15 protein-coding genes and 1 pseudogene are annotated in these 17,035 nt (G+C 39.3%); 6 read left to right on the forward strand and 10 right to left on the reverse strand.

The window, feature by feature from the left end:
- Positions 1 to 59: 59 nt before the first annotated feature.
- Complete coding sequence (locus tag MHB51_RS10315; RefSeq protein ID WP_066170415.1) at positions 60 to 1,256, forward strand: MFS transporter; 1,197 nt, start codon at positions 60 to 62, stop codon at positions 1,254 to 1,256.
- A gap of 63 nt (positions 1,257 to 1,319) precedes the next feature.
- Positions 1,320 to 1,874 (forward strand): restriction endonuclease, encoded by a 555-nt coding sequence (locus MHB51_RS10320; protein WP_342558099.1) that lies wholly within the window; start codon positions 1,320 to 1,322, stop codon positions 1,872 to 1,874.
- A gap of 89 nt (positions 1,875 to 1,963) precedes the next feature.
- Here the strand turns inward: MHB51_RS10320 and MHB51_RS10325 are convergent, their stop codons facing one another.
- Both MHB51_RS10325 and MHB51_RS10330 read right to left on the reverse strand, forming a co-directional pair.
- The gene (locus MHB51_RS10325; protein ID WP_342558100.1) at positions 1,964 to 2,680 is read right to left on the reverse strand and encodes a toast rack family protein; all 717 of its coding nucleotides are present in this window, start codon (positions 2,678 to 2,680) and stop codon (positions 1,964 to 1,966) included.
- A 375-nt stretch (positions 2,681 to 3,055) separates the two neighbouring features.
- The gene (locus MHB51_RS10330) at positions 3,056 to 4,102 is read right to left on the reverse strand and encodes a nitric oxide synthase oxygenase (RefSeq protein WP_342558101.1); all 1,047 of its coding nucleotides are present in this window, start codon (positions 4,100 to 4,102) and stop codon (positions 3,056 to 3,058) included.
- A 177-nt stretch (positions 4,103 to 4,279) separates the two neighbouring features.
- On the opposite strand from MHB51_RS10330, the gene MHB51_RS10335 reads away from it, so the two are divergent.
- A complete protein-coding gene (locus MHB51_RS10335; RefSeq protein ID WP_161956356.1) occupies positions 4,280 to 4,429 on the forward strand; it encodes a hypothetical protein in 150 nt (49 codons plus the stop codon).
- Between the two features lie 1,036 nt (positions 4,430 to 5,465).
- Here MHB51_RS10335 and MHB51_RS10340 read toward each other — a convergent pair.
- A complete protein-coding gene (locus tag MHB51_RS10340; protein WP_342558102.1) occupies positions 5,466 to 6,146 on the reverse strand; it encodes a hypothetical protein in 681 nt (226 codons plus the stop codon).
- 92 nt (positions 6,147 to 6,238) lie between these two features.
- Between MHB51_RS10340 and MHB51_RS10345 the strand changes: the two genes are divergently transcribed.
- A complete protein-coding gene (locus MHB51_RS10345) occupies positions 6,239 to 6,442 on the forward strand; it encodes a hypothetical protein (protein WP_342558103.1) in 204 nt (67 codons plus the stop codon).
- Positions 6,443 to 6,625: 183 nt separating this feature from the next.
- Here MHB51_RS10345 and MHB51_RS10350 read toward each other — a convergent pair whose 3' ends face one another.
- The 4 genes and pseudogenes from MHB51_RS10350 to MHB51_RS10365 all read right to left on the reverse strand — a co-directional run.
- A complete protein-coding gene (locus MHB51_RS10350) occupies positions 6,626 to 7,627 on the reverse strand; it encodes an agmatinase family protein (RefSeq protein WP_342558104.1) in 1,002 nt (333 codons plus the stop codon).
- Positions 7,624 to 8,892, reverse strand: a complete 1,269-nt coding sequence (gene hutI / locus MHB51_RS10355; protein ID WP_066170432.1) for an imidazolonepropionase — start codon at positions 8,890 to 8,892, stop codon at positions 7,624 to 7,626. The genes MHB51_RS10350 and hutI overlap by 4 nt, the downstream gene beginning before the upstream one ends.
- Positions 8,893 to 8,896: 4 nt before the next feature.
- On the reverse strand, positions 8,897 to 10,558 hold the full coding sequence (gene hutU / locus MHB51_RS10360; protein ID WP_107941872.1) for a urocanate hydratase: 1,662 nt from the start codon (positions 10,556 to 10,558) through the stop codon (positions 8,897 to 8,899).
- A 15-nt stretch (positions 10,559 to 10,573) separates the two neighbouring features.
- Positions 10,574 to 10,873 (reverse strand): annotated as a pseudogene (locus tag MHB51_RS10365) (YjiH family protein); the annotation flags it as partial.
- Between the two features lie 226 nt (positions 10,874 to 11,099).
- Between MHB51_RS10365 and MHB51_RS10370 the strand changes: the two are divergent.
- Positions 11,100 to 12,569: a helix-turn-helix domain-containing protein gene (locus tag MHB51_RS10370; protein WP_342558105.1), complete on the forward strand. Its 1,470-nt coding sequence runs from the start codon at positions 11,100 to 11,102 to the stop codon at positions 12,567 to 12,569.
- Positions 12,570 to 12,814: 245 nt separating this feature from the next.
- Here the strand turns inward: MHB51_RS10370 and MHB51_RS10375 are convergent, their stop codons facing one another.
- Genes MHB51_RS10375 through MHB51_RS10385 form a run of 3 tightly spaced genes read right to left on the reverse strand, consistent with a single transcriptional unit; the run spans position 12,815 to position 15,677 of the window.
- A complete protein-coding gene (locus tag MHB51_RS10375) occupies positions 12,815 to 13,894 on the reverse strand; it encodes a S26 family signal peptidase (protein WP_342558106.1) in 1,080 nt (359 codons plus the stop codon).
- Positions 13,891 to 14,388, reverse strand: a complete 498-nt coding sequence (locus MHB51_RS10380) for a sigma-70 family RNA polymerase sigma factor (protein WP_066170444.1) — start codon at positions 14,386 to 14,388, stop codon at positions 13,891 to 13,893. The genes MHB51_RS10375 and MHB51_RS10380 overlap by 4 nt, the downstream gene beginning before the upstream one ends.
- Positions 14,389 to 14,408: 20 nt before the next feature.
- Positions 14,409 to 15,677 carry a polysaccharide deacetylase family protein gene (locus tag MHB51_RS10385; RefSeq protein ID WP_342558107.1) on the reverse strand — a complete coding sequence of 423 codons (1,269 nt, stop codon included), beginning with the start codon at positions 15,675 to 15,677 and terminating at the stop codon, positions 14,409 to 14,411.
- Positions 15,678 to 16,368: 691 nt separating this feature from the next.
- Here MHB51_RS10385 and ahpC point away from each other — a divergent pair.
- On the forward strand, positions 16,369 to 16,932 hold the full coding sequence (gene ahpC / locus MHB51_RS10390) for an alkyl hydroperoxide reductase subunit C (RefSeq protein ID WP_107941862.1): 564 nt from the start codon (positions 16,369 to 16,371) through the stop codon (positions 16,930 to 16,932).
- Positions 16,933 to 17,035 lie beyond the last annotated feature (103 nt).

Raw genomic sequence — 17,035 nt, forward strand, 5'->3', positions numbered from 1 at the left:
TTTAGAAATCCGTATGCACTTGCTATATAATGAAATAATTATGTAGTAGGAGGATCGCAATGAATTCAGATTTATCAAGCCAAACAAATAAAAAACTAACAAAGCAAACTTTGCTCTTCGTTGTAGCCATTTTTCTTATTGCAACGATTTTACGAACACCACTGACTGTCGTAGGGCCCGCTATTCCATTTATTCGTGCTGATTTAGGAATTTCCAATACGCTGGCTGGATTTTTAACGACGATTCCTTTATTAGCCTTTGCGGTTATTTCACCCTTTGCGGCATCAATCGCACGTAAATTGGGGATGGAGAACACTTTATTTTATTCTGTTATATTTTTAGCAATAGGAATCATTTTACGTTCTACAGGTGTTGCGTTTTTACTTATAGCTGGAACAATATTAATTGGGATAGCTATTTCCTTTGCCAACGTACTTATTCCCAGTTATTTCAAGCTGAAATTTCCGCTACATATCGGACTTTTAATGGGGATTTATACCGTATCCATGAACCTCTCAGCTGGGCTAGCAGTCGGCATAAGTCACCCCATCGCCTCATCATCGTGGGGCTGGCAGGGGGCTCTAGGTTTCTCCATAATCCTTTGTCTGATCACATTGGCTGCTTGGCTTCCTTTATTACGTAGCAATAAAGTAGAAATGATTGGCCCTAGTGCAAAACAACCGCGCGCAAAGCTCTCTCGTTCAGGGCTTGCATGGACTGTCGCTTTAACAATGGGATTTCAATCGTTCTTCTTTTATTCTTTAGCAACATGGCTACCAGAAATACTAGTATCACAAGGCATAACTCCTGAAAAAGCGGGCTGGCTTACAATGCTTTCACAGTTTGCGCAAATCCCAATGACCTTTATCGTGCCAATTATCGCAAGTAGACTCTCTTCTCAACGCCCTATTGCAGTATTTTTTATTATTTGCTATTTCATTGGTTATGCTGGGCTTTTAATGGAATGGACAAGCCTAGTAATCATTTGGATGATTTTCCTTGGCTTCGCGGGAGGGGCCTCCTTCAGTCTGTGTATGATGCTTTTCACTTTGCGCACTAAAACAGCATATGAAGCTGCTGAGCTATCAGGATTTGCTCAATCTATTGGCTACTTGCTTGCAGCGGTTGGACCTATCGCGCTTGGCTATATTCATGATGCTACGGGCGACTGGTATGTTCCAAATGTCATGTTCATTATTATTACGGTCATACTTTTCATAACAAGTATGATTAGCTCACAAAACCGTACAATCTAATACGAACATTTGTACTTTTTTATGCTATAATAAAAAGTATCATTATAGTTAGGAGTACAAATTTTGAAAAAAAGAAAGAAAAAACATAAAAAAAGCTTATTCACTTCATTCCTTCAAATATTATTAGTAATCTCTGGTGTTATAGGCTGGTATTTCGCAAAAACGTGGCAAGGTATTATCACTGCCATCGTCATTTATTTCGTTGTCATTATTTGCTGTACAGTTTGGTTTAAAACGAGACGACTTGCTCGTTTACGTAGAGCGGGAATTAAAGATGTAGATAATATGACTGGGGAAGAATTTGAACAATTTTTAGGCCAGTTATTCAAACGCCGCGGATATAAAGTATCCTATACCGCCGCTTCCGGTGATTATGGGGCAGACTTGATTTTAAAGGACCGCAAAGAAATAATTGCTGTGCAAGCTAAGCGTTATAGCGGCACAGTTGGCGTAAAAGCAGTGCAAGAAATTATCGGTGCAGTTAAAATGTATGATGCAACAGAGGCATGGGTTGTGACAAATAGCCATTTCACAAAGCAGGCTATCAAGCTCGCGGATATTAACGATGTTTATTTGATTGACCGTGAAGAATTAATCGACCTTATTCTAAAAAAATAAAATAGCTGTAAAAAAGTTATTTTTACTCTAAAATGGCTGTCTCGAAAGCAAGCAACACAGCGCTTTCAAGACAGCCATCTCTTCATCTATTATTTATCTAACTTTAATGTGACTTCGCCGATGCCCATTTCAATACTTACATTAATTGTTACTTCTGCCTCACCATATGCTTCATTGACATATACGCCATTTCCATTAGCAATAAAGCCATCGACATCAAGAGTACCGATACCTTTTTCCACTGTAATTTTCACACCTACGGCTGATGGTAAAATAACAGTTGTTTTGCCTACACCTGATTCAATTTTTGTGTCAAAGCCCTTTGACCAATCGCCGCCTAAATTAACGGATAAATCACCAACGCCTGTGTCAATATCTAGCTTTTGAAGCTGTAGACCCTGTAGGTCGAGCTTAGCAACGGCTGCACCCGTCTCTATAGATAAATCCATCGGCACATCTTCATTCAGCATAAGCAACCAATTGCTTTTTACTTCTGACAAACCAATGTTTCTCGAACCCTTTTGTTCAATTTTGACTTCGCCTGTCTGCCCCTTTGATTTATACCTCACTTGCGGAGCTAACTTCTTTTTATTATACTGCGCAGTGCCCTCTACCCATTGCTTTGCACCTTTAGCAATTGTTACCTCTCCCACCCCAAGGTCAATATCGACATTTAAGTTTTTAGCCTCATCCCTGGTAACCTCAATGGATTCCTCTCTTGTTTTGCCTGACATAAAAGGAAAGCAGCCTGTTAACACCATAACCGAAGCACCTATCATCACTCCAAGTATCATTACCTTTTTCATTTTTTATATCCTCCCTCTACATACTGTATATGTTATCTTTAGTATATAGAATTAATGTTTTTCCAAAAACATCCTCGCGGTGGAATTACTACTACGTCTCTAGACCGAGACGCTGAAGATTGTGCTTTGGCATTAGAATAGAGAGCTGTCTTTGAAAAGGTGATAAAGTGAAACTTCAATCAGTGGAGGTTTTTTCATCCTCCACTGATTATTAGTTGGACCAATCGGCTTTTACGGGCGGTCAACCTCTCACTTATCCTTAGCGTATCTCCACTTAAGTCTTGAAGTCGGCGTCCTACTAACACTGAATTTAGCAGTTCTTCCTTATATTAAAGTATATTGGGCTTTTGCTTTTTACTAGCTAGCACCCTCTTGCTATTTTGATGTAAAGGGCTTGCATACAGGATAAAAATAATTTGGCTTCTTTATCTCATTGGAAATAGGCTGATGATAAATATGTGTTGTTGCGGGCGAAAGCGGTGGAATTAACCACGTCCAATTGCCTGTTACTTCACGCGCCGCGTCCTTCTCTTGCTGCTGAAAAAGCTTAAATTGCTGTGCGGCAGTATGATGGTCAACAATGCTGACACCCGCCCTTTTAAAAGAGTGTAGTACCGCAATATTGAGCTCGACAAGTGCGCGGTCTTTCCATAAGGAGCTGTTTGATTCGCGTGTAATACCAATTGTATCTGCCACAGCAGGCAGCATATTATAACGCTCCACGTCAGCCAAATTACGCGCACCAATTTCAGTGCCCATATACCAGCCGTTGAATGGTGCAGCAGCAAATTCGAATCCACCACAACTAAAGCGCATGCTCGAAATAATCGGCACGGCATACCATTTAAGCTGAAGCTGTGCAAAGCTATCATATTCCGGATGTGTCATATCAACTTCTAACACATACTTTCTCGGAATCTCAAACCATTTTGGCTTACGTTCATCCACTTGAATAACAAGTGGCAGTACGTCGAAATCCGTACCCTCCCCTTGCCACCCAAGCTCCATACATATTTTCGTAAAGTGCAATGAATCCGAATCCCCAACAATCCCATTATTCGTCTCGTATCCTGCATAACGAATCAACTGATGGTTCCAAATGCGCACACGATTAGGGGCAAAAACGGTTTGTGCAGGACGAATTTTCCCACTATTTGTCGCAAAACTAATATGGCGCAAAAGTGCCTCAAAGATTGCTTGCTCCTCTAGTAAATGACGCTCGTCAAAAACATGCAATGACTGCCAAAACAAACGCCCGATACATTTATTACTGTTGCGCCACGCAACACGCGCACCAAATGTTAATTCTTCTGTCGTTAAAGAGAATGGCTCCTGCTTCAAACGCTCTGCTAACCATTCATCTGTTTTATTACATTCTATTTTATATAAATTAAAAAAGTCATACATCTCTTGCTTATTCATCGTCGCATCCTCCACTCGCTTTAATTGTAGAAGAAGCTTTAGTAGAAACCAATGCTTAGTGCACTTTCAAAAACATGTATTTTTCATATATGACTAAAAATAGTCAAAATAAGATGCATCTCTGGAAGTAGAAAATAACATATTTATCAATTATTATAAAGGAAGGGGGGAATAATTATGGCAGTAGTATTGATTATTTTAAGTATAATAGTATTTTCAGTTGGATTTTTAACCCCCATTAGCGGACTATTCACTCTTGCTATTAGTATAGCCTTACTAATTCGGGGAATTTTCTTATTAATTAAAAAGCGAGAGATTAAACGCTGATATGAATTTTAGAAGATTAATAGGAATACTAATCCCAGCTTTTTTCATGATTTACTTCATACGTGAAATATTCGTGAGGGAGCACTGGTCGTTCAAAGTACCTGCCATTTTAATTGCCTTAGTTACTGCCGCAGCGCTAGTGTAAAATATAGCGGCTATAAAATACGGTGACGAAAAAAAGAATGACGAGCAAATATCTTTTAGCAAAACAATTGGATTGCTAGTTTTCGCTTTTCTTGCGCTGCTTTTCCCAAAATTACTATTTGTGGAAAGTCATTGGCTTTTTAAAATACCCGTATTTCTAATAATCATTTATGTGGCTTCAAGTCTTTTACTTTATATGAAGAATAAGAGCTCTAAAAAATAAGTATGACTAAAAAAACCGTTTGGAAAGCGTATGAACTATGCTACTTTCCAAACGGTTTTTTAATTTTATATAGAATACTCACTGACTAACCTGCGTATAGCAATAAATCAGAAAAATTTATTACCTTGATAATGGAAAAACTTTACCTAAATTATTCGTAGCCCATTAAAATCAAGCCATTTTCTTATTTTTTATAGCGGTCGATTTTAGAACAAACATTTCCCTTAGTGTGAGGTGGAATTTTTAAAAAGTTTTTTAGTTGCATCCTAATCAGAATACCCCAAAAGAAGTATGGACGAATCGTTTGTATTTGAATCCCCTTCACAATAGGTGGAGACGACAAAATCTATAGCTGGTTTGTGAAATTATGGGTGAGTAGATTCACATCAGGCGAGCCTCATTTGCAATAGCAATCATGGCTTTTCATTTGATTAAAGTCAAACTTACCGATCGTTTCTTGCCTTTGTTAGGACTTCACAATGGTTGGAGGTGAAAAGAAATTACCTTAATTGATCCCGAAAAGACATGGGGAAAAGAACAGCTTCCTTACTGGATTTATGATAGGACGCTGTATAAATCAAGAAGCAGTTTAATAAATCGATAGTTTTTTAAGGTATGTTCATTCAAACATACTCTATTCTTTTTAGGTACGACAAATATTTTTATTATTTATTGATAACCATATGCATCAAAACCAAATAATTCTTTGATTGGTCCCCAGCTAGCAACCCAATATTGTTCAATCCAAATACCCCCAGGTATCGGTTGAGATCCAGCAATACCTAATCCCAATGCAACAGTAGTAAGAACTTTACTAGGTATCCAAATACCCGCAACACCTAATCCAAACATTGCTGCTTTATTAGCATCTGTTCTTGAAAGATAAATTTTAACACCCCACCAATGGAAATCTACCTTAGTCACACCCTCTATATACACTGCTTGAGCAATCAAAGATTGATTTCCAGTTAGTTGATTTAAACTTTCTTGAGGCGATAAGATTTCAAGTTCAAATTCCGTTGTGCTACTAAATTCTTGTATAACATTATTTGCATGAGAAATTATCAACTCTAACTTGTCATACTCCACCGAAGTCAATTCTACAGATGCTCTACCATTTAGGAAATAGAAATTATTATCCAATGCAACATACTCGCTGAATTTAATCATCTCATTCTTAGATAACGTTAAATCCTGATGCCCAAATAAATTGGAGTCTTTTTGTAAAACATCCTGTTTCAATAACTCCAGTGAGTTCGAAGAAGCCTCTGCATTTAAAGTAGGTGTAACTGTGGATAAAATGGTTACTAATGCTGTCCCTAATATACTTCCTTTTGTAAGCTTTTTCATTTCTATAGCCCTCTTTCTAGTGTAATATTATATGAAATACCATATAATACAATATATAATAACATATTTTAGTTTATAAGGGGGTTTTTGTAATGGGGAATACTAAAAAAACCAGAAAAGCTATGAAATTAATAACCAAAATTACTTTGACTTTAATTTTTACAGTAATTATGTTCATCGACTTAGCAAACTGGTTAAAGGCAGTACTATTTATAACTTTCTTTAGCATTCTAATTATTGATGAAACCTATGACACTGTCCTGTTAAAAAAACTTTTATCTGAAAATAAAAAATGAAATACTCAAATCACCCTATTCAAATTAGATTTGTATAGTTCCGCGATTTCATCTGCACTTACATCAAAGCGATTCGTTAATAAGAAGCAGAGACAAAAAGAAAAAATGTTAGATTCACATATAAATGGTCTAACATTTTTTCGATTTAAATAGGGATGTTTAACTCTAATGAAGCAAAAAATATTATGCATTTTCATTCTTTTTCAAAATAATAGCGTTCTGCTTCAATCTCTTCAAATGAATATAACGAGAGCTCATTGCTGTTAGAAACGCATAGGTCACAGCTTTTATAGTTTGTAGCTCCTTCGAATCACGATGTGGGTCAATGCAAACAAAGTCCATTGCGCGCACCGCTTCATATTTGCCTACCTCAAACAATAAATCGAAGAGCTCGTCTGTACGCATGCCGCCCGGTGTGGAGGCTGGTACGCCTGGAGCATAGGCGATATCTAGTACATCTATATCGACGGTTACGTAAACAAAGTCAACCTTGTCCTGTAGCGCTGTCATGACCTCAGCAATTTGCTGCTGTGCCCCTTTGCGACGCATGTGCTTCAATGTAATCATATTGACACCGTAATGCCTTGCCGCCTCAATTAAGGACGGAGCATTATAAAAGCCGTGTAAGCCAATATTATATACATCCTCACCGCGCACGACACCCGCCTCCAGTAGCTGGCGAATCGGTGTACCGTTTGATGGGCCATCCGATAAATCACGCAAATCTAAATGGGTGTCAAATTGCAAAATGCCAACACGCTTTCCCTCACGCAATGCACGTATGAGCGGTGCTGTAATTGAATGGTCACCACCAATTGACACGTAAAAGCTTTGTGGATAGCGCTGCATCACTTCATTCATTGCCTGTTCAATATTGCGATGACATTGCAAAATATCGGTCGTATGCATTTTGACATCGCCAATATCGGCTACGCGCAAGCCACGAATATCGACTTGCTCATCAATATAATAGGTCGCGAATAGCTCCCAGCTTTTGCGGAAGGCATTTGGAAATTCCGATGCGGCAGATGCACTAATTGACGAGCGCGATAAAGGCACACCTAGTACAACGACTTGAGGCTCCTCTGTCATTTCCGCTACAGGACAAATCCAATCCTTCACTTTTATATCCTGCCCATCTTGACGCTGCCATTTAAAGCTTGGCTGTACAATGACTTCACTCATACGAGAACGCCATCCTTCACAACAACTTGCCCGCCTTTAATAACTGTATGTGTATGGTTCATGCCATAGAAATATTGCATTTGCTTGTAGTTTGGTACGTTTAAAATGACGATGTCTGCTTTTTTACCAGCCTCTAATGAGCCGACTTCATCGCCGCGATTAATCGCATATGCCGCATTAATCGTTGTCGCTGTAATAACCTCTTCCATCGTCATGCCCATATTTAAGCAAGCTAAATTTTGAATAAATGGCAAGCTAATTGTAGGGGATGAGCCCGGGTTGAAGTCCGTTGAAATTGCAACAGGAACTCCTGAATCAACCATTAGGCGGCCTCGTGCAAATGGCGCACGTAGGAAGAAAGCTGTTCCCGGTAAAAGCACAGCAATTGTTCCAGCCTCTGCCATTTGGCGAATCCCTTCATCTGAAGCGACGAGTAAATGCTCCGCTGAAATTGCCCCGACTTCCGCTGCTAGCTCTGCCCCCTCATACGGCTCAATTTCATCCGCATGAATTTTCGGTGTTAAGCCTAAAGCTTTGCCTGCTAATAAAATGCGGCGCGATTGCTCCGGCGTAAAAACACCATGCTCGCAAAAGACATCATTAAATTCAGCTAGGCCTTGCTCCGCTACTTTTGGTAGCATTTCTTCAATGACGATATCGACGAATTTATCGCTGTTTTCCTTGTATTCCTTCGGTACAGCATGTGCACCCATAAATGTTGAAACAACATCTACCGCATGCGTTTCTTGTAATTTTTTCGCAACCGTTAATTGCTTATACTCTGTTTCCCAATCAAGGCCGTAGCCAGATTTCGCCTCAACCGTTGTAATACCGTGCTTTAAAAATGTGTTTAAATGGGCATATGTTTTATCATACAGCTCATCAAAGCTCGCCTCACGCGTTTTTGTCGTCGTATAGTGAATGCCACCACCAGCATTCATAATTTCCATATATGTCGAACCGTTTAAGCGCATATTAAACTCATTTTCACGTGTGCCACCGTGCACTAAATGGGTATGTGCATCAACGAAACCTGGTAAGACGATTTGACCTTTTGCGTCGATGATTTCTGCGCTTTCTACTAACTCCGTATGATTGTGCTTTAATTGCTCAAGGGGAGCAATCTCGACGATTTTCCCCTCAGCAACCAATACCGCTACATCTTGCAGTACATTGATTTCTGCCATTGCCTCTTTTATACGAGGCCCTTTTTTCTCACTCGCTAATGTTACAACTTCATTTGCATTAATAATTAATAACGCCATTTCCTCAGTCCTTTAACATCGGCATTTGTACGCCTTTTTCTTTTGCTGTGCGAATTGCAATATCGTATCCTGCATCGGCATGGCGCACAACGCCCATACCTGGGTCTGCCACTAATACGCGCTGAATTTTTTCCGCTGCTAGCTCACTGCCATCCGCTACAAGCACCTGACCTGCGTGCTGTGAGAAGCCCATTCCTACACCACCACCGTGATGTAAGCTCACCCAGCTTGCACCGCTCGCCGTATTGACAAGCGCATTTAATAATGGCCAGTCTGACACTGCATCCGTACCGTCGCGCATTCCCTCTGTTTCACGGTTTGGTGAAGCAACAGAGCCCGAGTCTAAGTGGTCTCGGCCAAAGACAATTGGCGCTTTTAACTCGCCACTCGCTACCATCTCATTGACACGTAATGCGAAGCGATGACGGTCACCATAGCCTAACCAACAAATACGTGCAGGTAGCCCTTGCCATTTCACCATTTTTTGTGCCATATCAATCCAGTTTACTAAGCCTTCATCATCCGCGAACATTTCCTTCGCTAATGCATCAGTTTTGTAAATATCTTCTGGGTCTCCAGATAACGCAGCCCAACGGAACGGTCCTTTACCCTCACAAAATAATGGACGAATATACGCTGGTACGAAACCTGGGAAATCAAAGGCATTTTCTACACCCATTTCCTGTGCATATGCGCGAATATTATTACCGTAGTCGAACACTTCTGCACCCGCTTGTTGGAATTCTAACATTGTACGTACATGCTCCGCCATTGTTTCCTTCGCTTTTTGCTCATAGGCTTTCGGGTCAGCTTTGCGTAGCGCAAACGCTTCCTCTAATGTCATGCCATTTGGTACATAGCCGTTAATTGGGTCATGTGCCGACGTTTGGTCTGTCACGAAATCCGGGATAATCCCACGATTTAATAGCTCGCGATTAACATCCGCGCAATTCCCTACAAGCCCGATTGATGCAGGCTCCTTTTTCTCGCGTAGCTCATTCACTAACGCAATCGCCTCGTCCACTGTTTCCACTAAATAATCACAGTATGCTTCTTTCATTTTACGCTCTATTTTTGCGCGGTCTACTTCCACAACTAAAATAACTGCCCCCGCCATTTTACCAGCAAGTGGCTGCGCACCGCTCATACCACCCATGCCACCAGTTAAAATGAATTTCCCACGCAAATCTGCTGAGCCAAACACTTTTTTACCTGCCTCTACAAAGCTTAAATATGTTCCTTGTAAAATTCCTTGCGCACCGATATAAATCCAGCTACCTGCTGTCATTTGTCCATACATCATTAAATCGCGCTCTTCTAACTCATAAAACTTATCCCAATTCGCCCAACCAGGCACTAGGTTAGAGTTTGCAATTAATACACGCGGCGCATTTTCATGTGTGCGGAATACCGCAACAGGTTTCCCTGACTGCACAATTAATGTCTCATCATTTTCAAGCTTCTTTAATGATTCGATAATCTGCTCATAGCTTTCCCAGTTGCGCGCCGCTTTACCAATACCACCATAAACAACCAACTCATCTGGATTTTCGGCTACTTCCGGGTCAAGATTGTTCATTAGCATGCGCATTGCCGCTTCTTGCGTCCATCCTTTGCATGTTAATTCACTGCCTCTTGGTGCTTTAATGTTTGTTTTAAAAGCCATTTTCAATCTCTCCCTTTAAAATAATAAAAATGCAATTGGTGTTACTAAAATTAATGTTAAGACAACCCGCTCAAACCATATAATAATCATTTGGCGAATGGATAACGGAATATCTGTTGATAAAATAGCTGGAATAACGACCGAGAAAAATAGGATTGCCGAGATAGATACAACTGCCACGATAAACTTAGTAACCGTCGCAGCCTGTGTTACTAGCAGTGCTGGTATAAGCATTTCTGCAATCGATAGCGATAAAGCTTTTGCAGTTAACATCGGATCTGGTATTTGTAATAAATACGTGAAAGGTACAAACAATCATTTTAATTGCCTGCTTCGGTCGAAACCCTATCAATGGTTGCTGACTATCAGCTTGTTGGTTGCTTACCATTCCATCCCCTTCCCTATCCTCACTTTAAATTTCTTTCAATTCTGAATAAATGGATTTACATTGCACAATATAGTAATATTTAAAGAAATTAATTCATATTTACGATTAAAAATAGAAATAATATTGAAAAGAGTGATTTTAAGGGGTGATGATATGCGTATTTTATTGATTGATCGGGATATTGAGGAGGCACGAGGCATTAGTTGGTATATAAAAAACTATTTCCCTAGCCATGTGGAAGTAGAGCATGTGCAGGATACCGCACAATTGCAAAATTCTATTGAACGATTGCAACCAAATGTGGTGGTCATTGAAATTGAAATGCTAACACCCTCTATCGAAAAGCTATTGCTGCGCCACCAACCACATATCATCGCGTTAACCGCACAGCCCATTTTCCAGCATGCGGCAAAGGCTATTCAATTACAGGCAGCGCAACTGTTTGTCAAACCAATTCCGCTAGAGCAATTGAAGTCGACTTTACTCGCTTTAAATATTGACCGTGCCGCTCCTTTAGCTACCACACAGGCTTCAGATGTGCAACTCTATGTTGATTTATATTTGAAAAAACCGACACTTGTTGATGTTAGCCAAAAGCAATTTTTCATTATCGAGCCGTCTCATTTCGAATCGAATTTACGCCTTTATGAATGGTTTATCGAGCTGCATTTATTCCAAGAAATGACCGCATTACCGCTACAAAATCGCATTATTTGCGTTGTGGAAAATACCTTACGTACTGAATTATTAAAGCAGCTTCGTTTACTTATACAGGAGTGGCATGTGGTTAGCGGCGAATATATGAATATTGCATTATACGATGGAGAGAATGCAACAATACGTGAAATGTATGATGAAGTGAAGAAGGTGCTTATTCAGCGCTTTTACAAAGGCTATGAACATATTTTCCTTAGCTCAGAGCAATTTTCAATCGTACGACTTGACCCACTACTAACGCCAGAGGAGCAACAGCTATGGATTCATAGCTTAGAGGAAAAAAATACGACAGCCATTAAAGCTTTCCTTTATCAATTAGCAAAGGCGAATACGTTTTACCATCATGATGATGTGCGCATTCATTTAACTAGTGTACTCGCTCAACTGCGTCGCTATATGATGAAATACCATTTGCAGCAGCAGGCAAGCATCGAGGCAGATTATCGTCAGCTTTTTCACCTTATATTAGAGGGGCCTATTTTATATTCAATTTTGCAAGAAATGATGCTGTTTACCCAAACATTAATGGATGCTGTTGAAAAATCACGGGAGCAGCTAAAGGTGGATTATAGTGAGCTAGCGGTTGAGCTGATTCAACGTGAATTTAGCGATAGCACTTTGAACTTGCACTCTGTTGCTAGTAAACTCGGCATTAGCGCTAATTATTTAAGCACCCTGTTTTCAAAAAAGCAGGGCATTCCTTTTAAGCGCTATGTTCAGAATGTGCGTATTCAAGCAGCCTGCAACACTTTGCTTGAAACTGATTTAGCCATTACAGAAATCGCAAGTTTAAACGGCTTTGAGGACGTTAACTATTTTATTAAAGTATTCAAGCAGCACCAAAACACAACACCATATCGTTACCGAGCAAATATTAAAGAACTAATGGAAAATGAAAGAAAGTGAAACTTCAATCAGTGGAAGTTTCACTCATCCCCCACTGATTGTTAGTTGAACCAATCGGGCATTCACGGGATAGGAAAATAGATTCACGTCTTTTCCTTTTTACCTAAAAGAAATATTGCTAAAGTCAGTGTTTCTAACATTTTCAAAGAAAGCTCTCGCTACTTTACTAAGCAAACCTTCTACCAAAACGCACCCGCTAGCGCCCAAAATGCCGGCTACTGCACGGCACTTTGGACGCCCATTTTTCATTCACTCACTATCCATCTACCTGTATCTGGCTGTTGCACCATATAAAACACATGCTCGTTAACGCCTGCTCTCCCGTATTGGTAGCGTATCTCCACCCGATTATTAGAAACAGAGGAAACATTGCGATAAGCTGATTCTAAAAATAGCTCACCTAAACGATTCATCTGTGTAAATACTGTTGAAGGGTCGATAAGTGACTGAGCTAAATTCCCTTCATCAAAAAGGCTATCATATAAAAATAAATCAAAATATTGCTCAGCCGTATATATGCCTGATTGTCCACCTTCCAAATAAATTGACTCCGTATTTTCCTCTGTTGCTAGCCCTACAACCTCGCCATAAATTTTATGAACAGGTGTGATAGTCCCAGCTTGTAGCGTTTCACTAGCTGGAAAATGATTTAATAAAAAATATTCTCGTGCATTTAATAGTTGGTCATAGCCCCCTGCTATCTCAACCCCATTCTCCTTGTAGATATCTAATAACTCGGACTGTAGAGGCTTTCCATTTACTTTCAACTCCCCATTTTTCAATACGATTCGATCCCCCGGGACAGCAACGACCTCATAGTATGCATCTGCATATGTCGGCAAATGGCTCGTCGTATTTGTCATTGTACGTACAATATCTCCTACCTCATAAACAACACCATCATATAAATTAGATTTGCGCTCAATAACCGTATGAAAAGTATCGGAACTGTCTGCTAATGAAAATGCCTCACTATCTACATAATGCAGCCCATCGACCTGCTCAAAATGTGGAAGTTTCCCAAATTGCTCATAATCAATTGCTGATAGCAGCTTCTTTTTTTGTAGCGCCGAAATTTGCGCTAAATCATCTAGTGGGTCATACGGTGTTCCCGGTCCTTCATTTGATGAAAGCTGCTCTATCGGATTAAATGTGATAAAAAGGAATAGCGCTATTACAGCAATTCCCGCTGTTATAAAAGGTACTTGCCATGAACGTTTTTTAACTGGCGCTCGTAAATTTTCGTACACACGTTGCTTGATTCGTCTTTCCTGTGTTGATGTGTCGCCCATCATTTGATCAAGCTTGCGTTTAAAATCGCTCAATTGCTTTCGACCTCCTCTTCCTCAAAAAACTCCTTTAATTGCTGCTTTGCTCGCCTCAGTCTTGTTTTCACTGTATTTTCATTAAGTTGTAAATAGGCTGCAATTTCCGCAATAGACTGCTCATCATAATAAAATAATATTAAAGGCTCGCGGTATTTTAATGGTAGCTGGAACAGATTTTTTTCTAGTGAGGCTAATTGTTCCTGCTCTAGCAATACTTCCTCTGTGCCTTTTGTAGAAGTAAAAATTGTATCAAATAACACATCTTTTTTATGCTTCCATGAACGTAAATAATCTTTTGCACGATTGGCCGTCATTTTAGTTAAATAAGTCTTTAATGATGCCTCATTGCGAAATTGATCGCTTTTTTGAAAATATGTCACGAAAACCTCTTGGACAATATCCTCAGCTGTTGTCCAATTTTTCACGTATAAATACGCAATGCGTACTAAATAACGTGAGTGCTCATCAATAATCTGATCAATTTGATTCATTTACGAAATTTCACCCTTTTCTATGGCCACATCATCTCACCATTGACATAAGTAGTAAAGTGCTCAAATGACCTCTTTTCTGTCATTCCAAAACGATTGACCTCATAATTGGAGCTACTCATATTGGCATAGCCCTCCTTTGTTGTAAAGCCTATTAACAGCCCTACCTCCTTAGCAGCCGCTATAAATTGTTCATTATAATGCCCATATGGATAGGCTAGTGAAATGGCATTTGGTACTTGCTCTATATTGCGTTGTAAGTCCATTATAATCACTTCCTTTGAATTTTCTAAAGCAATGCCCTGCCCATTATGAAGTGAATGCAAATCATACGTATGTGCCTCAAATTGAAAAACATCTGCTAGCTTTGCCAAATCTGTAGCTGTAAAAAACTGTAGTGGTCCTGTAGCATCAAAGTTTTGTAGTCCCTGCGCTTTATTTGTGCGCGAGGAAATAATATGCTGAAGCGCGGTAAACCCATATTGCTTTAAAATGGGATAGGCGTACTCTCGTGTAGACAATAGACCATCATCAAATGTAATTAACACCGCATGTATCGGTACAATAAGGCGTCCCTCTAAATAATCATAAAGCTGCTGCGTCGTTAATGTCTTAAATTGATTATCTGCTAAATAATTCATCTGCTGTTCAAAAGCCTCTAATGATATTGTACTATTTGTTGTTTCCATCAAGCTTTTCGGCAATATATGATGATATACAAGTACTGGTAACCCCTCATCTAAGGTAACTGACTGTTTATATATATATCCCGGTCGCTCTCCTATTTTTACAATATACCAATCTTTTTCTTCATGTACGATTGGATAGCGATAGTCTGCCTCCAAATGCATTAATGCGGCACTTTGCAAATCAGCCTCAGTATAAACGATTGTTCTTTGTAACGTTTTAATTGCTGCCAATCGTTCCGTGTGTACAAATGCCGTCAGCTTCTTCCTGTCGACAATTGCTTGCTCCTTTCGAACAAAGGCTGTTATTTTACCCAATCGCAATTCATAATAAGCCTCATCCTGACCAATAATGACAACAGGCTGGTTTGCCTCTAACTCGCCAATTTTAATAAAGGAGTCACCCTTCATATAAATCGGCTGTCGCTGTTGTAGTGTTAGCACTTGCTCAAATTCTCTTTCCGTGACAAGTAACCCCTTTTGAACAGTTTGTGCAAATGCCTTGTTACTATCTCCCACAGACGAATTCCATTTCGCATTTATACCTATTATCAATATTATGAGGCCGACCAGTAATAGCCCATTCATATAAATTTTCTTCATCACTTTACCTCCATCTATCATTTAAGCAACGTACAGACGGAGAATTCCTGAAATAGTTTCAAAAATTTTTAAGTTTATTTATGAAAATTATTTAATGGAGCTATTTCAGCTTATATAGCCGTCTCGCATCAACAAATCAGAGGAAAAATCAACTATTAGCTAGTCAAGTATCTTATCATTGATTTTTAATAGCTGGGGCTGTCCAAAAAGCCGTGCATAGCCGGCATTTTGGACAGTAGCGATGTTGATTCATATAAACAGAGAACACCTCTTTTAAAAATGGGATAAACATTGGCTTTAGCAGCGTTATCCTTCAGTAAAAGGGAAGCGATGAAAATATTGATTTCAATGTGGTAGCAAAACAAAGTGAACTTTTCGGATAACTCCCTCTTTATGAACAAATTTCGAACTTTCCGTATAATGTACTTTTTTTGGGTTATCATAACCTTGACAGAGCAGTCGGTTTTCTACCATAATTTTAGTTGTAAGCAATAATTATTATAAAAAAGCAATAACTATTATTAATATGAATTGACTAGCACAGATAACTTAGTATTCCTTGGCATTATTAGGCTTCTCATATCTTGCCTTATTTATTATCTAAAATTTATAATGCCTTTCATTTCTCAATTGCTGTCTATTCGTGTAGAATAATTATTGCAGTCTTTTAAATTCAAGGAGGAAATTTATTATGTCATTAATCGGTAAAAAAGTAGAACCATTCACAGCACAGGCCTTCCAACAAGGTGAATTCATCGATGTATCATCAGAAAACTTCCAAGGTAAATGGAGTATTGTATGCTTCTACCCAGCGGACTTCACATTCGTATGTCCAACTGAATTAGAAGACTTACAAAATCAATATGCAACATTAAAAGAGCTAGGTGTTGAAGTATACTCTGTATCAACTGACACGCATTTTACACATAAAGCATGGCACGATTCTTCAGAAGCAATTGGGAAAATCGAGTACATCATGATTGGTGACCCATCTCATCAAATTTCTACAATCTTTGACGTTTTAGATGAAGAATCAGGTCTTGCAAATCGTGGTACATTTATTATTGACCCAGACGGCGTTGTACAAGCTGTAGAAATTAATGCTGACGGTATCGGTCGCGATGCAAGCACATTAGTAAACAAAATTAAAGCCGCTCAATACGTACGTAACAATCCAGGCGAAGTATGCCCAGCTAAATGGCAAGAGGGTTCTGCTACATTAAAACCAAGCCTTGAATTAGTAGGTAAAATCTAAGAAAAAGAAGGCTGTCTGAAAAGCATGCTTACGCAATAGCTTCTCAGACAGCTACTTGTTTTTTATTAAGGTATTGTTCATGCTAAAAACTTATTTGCTTGTA

The sequence above is a fragment of the Metasolibacillus sp. FSL K6-0083 genome (assembly GCF_038630865.1).
GTDB lineage: Bacteria > Bacillota > Bacilli > Bacillales_A > Planococcaceae > Metasolibacillus > Metasolibacillus fluoroglycofenilyticus.

Bases quoted from the DNA above. Each gene is read 5' to 3' on its own strand.
- MHB51_RS10315 (WP_066170415.1), top strand. From the start codon at position 60: ATGAATTCAGATTTATCAAGCCAAACAAATAAAAAACTAACAAAGCAA.
- MHB51_RS10325 (WP_342558100.1), bottom strand. From the start codon at position 2,680: ATGAAAAAGGTAATGATACTTGGAGTGATGATAGGTGCTTCGGTTATG.
- MHB51_RS10330 (WP_342558101.1), bottom strand. From the start codon at position 4,102: ATGAATAAGCAAGAGATGTATGACTTTTTTAATTTATATAAAATAGAA.
- MHB51_RS10335 (WP_161956356.1), top strand. From the start codon at position 4,280: ATGGCAGTAGTATTGATTATTTTAAGTATAATAGTATTTTCAGTTGGA.
- MHB51_RS10340 (WP_342558102.1), bottom strand. From the start codon at position 6,146: ATGAAAAAGCTTACAAAAGGAAGTATATTAGGGACAGCATTAGTAACC.
- MHB51_RS10345 (WP_342558103.1), top strand. From the start codon at position 6,239: ATGGGGAATACTAAAAAAACCAGAAAAGCTATGAAATTAATAACCAAA.
- MHB51_RS10350 (WP_342558104.1), bottom strand. From the start codon at position 7,627: ATGAGTGAAGTCATTGTACAGCCAAGCTTTAAATGGCAGCGTCAAGAT.
- hutI (WP_066170432.1), bottom strand. From the start codon at position 8,892: ATGGCGTTATTAATTATTAATGCAAATGAAGTTGTAACATTAGCGAGT.
- hutU (WP_107941872.1), bottom strand. From the start codon at position 10,558: ATGGCTTTTAAAACAAACATTAAAGCACCAAGAGGCAGTGAATTAACA.
- MHB51_RS10370 (WP_342558105.1), top strand. From the start codon at position 11,100: ATGCGTATTTTATTGATTGATCGGGATATTGAGGAGGCACGAGGCATT.
- MHB51_RS10380 (WP_066170444.1), bottom strand. From the start codon at position 14,388: ATGAATCAAATTGATCAGATTATTGATGAGCACTCACGTTATTTAGTA.
- MHB51_RS10385 (WP_342558107.1), bottom strand. From the start codon at position 15,677: ATGAAGAAAATTTATATGAATGGGCTATTACTGGTCGGCCTCATAATA.
- ahpC (WP_107941862.1), top strand. From the start codon at position 16,369: ATGTCATTAATCGGTAAAAAAGTAGAACCATTCACAGCACAGGCCTTC.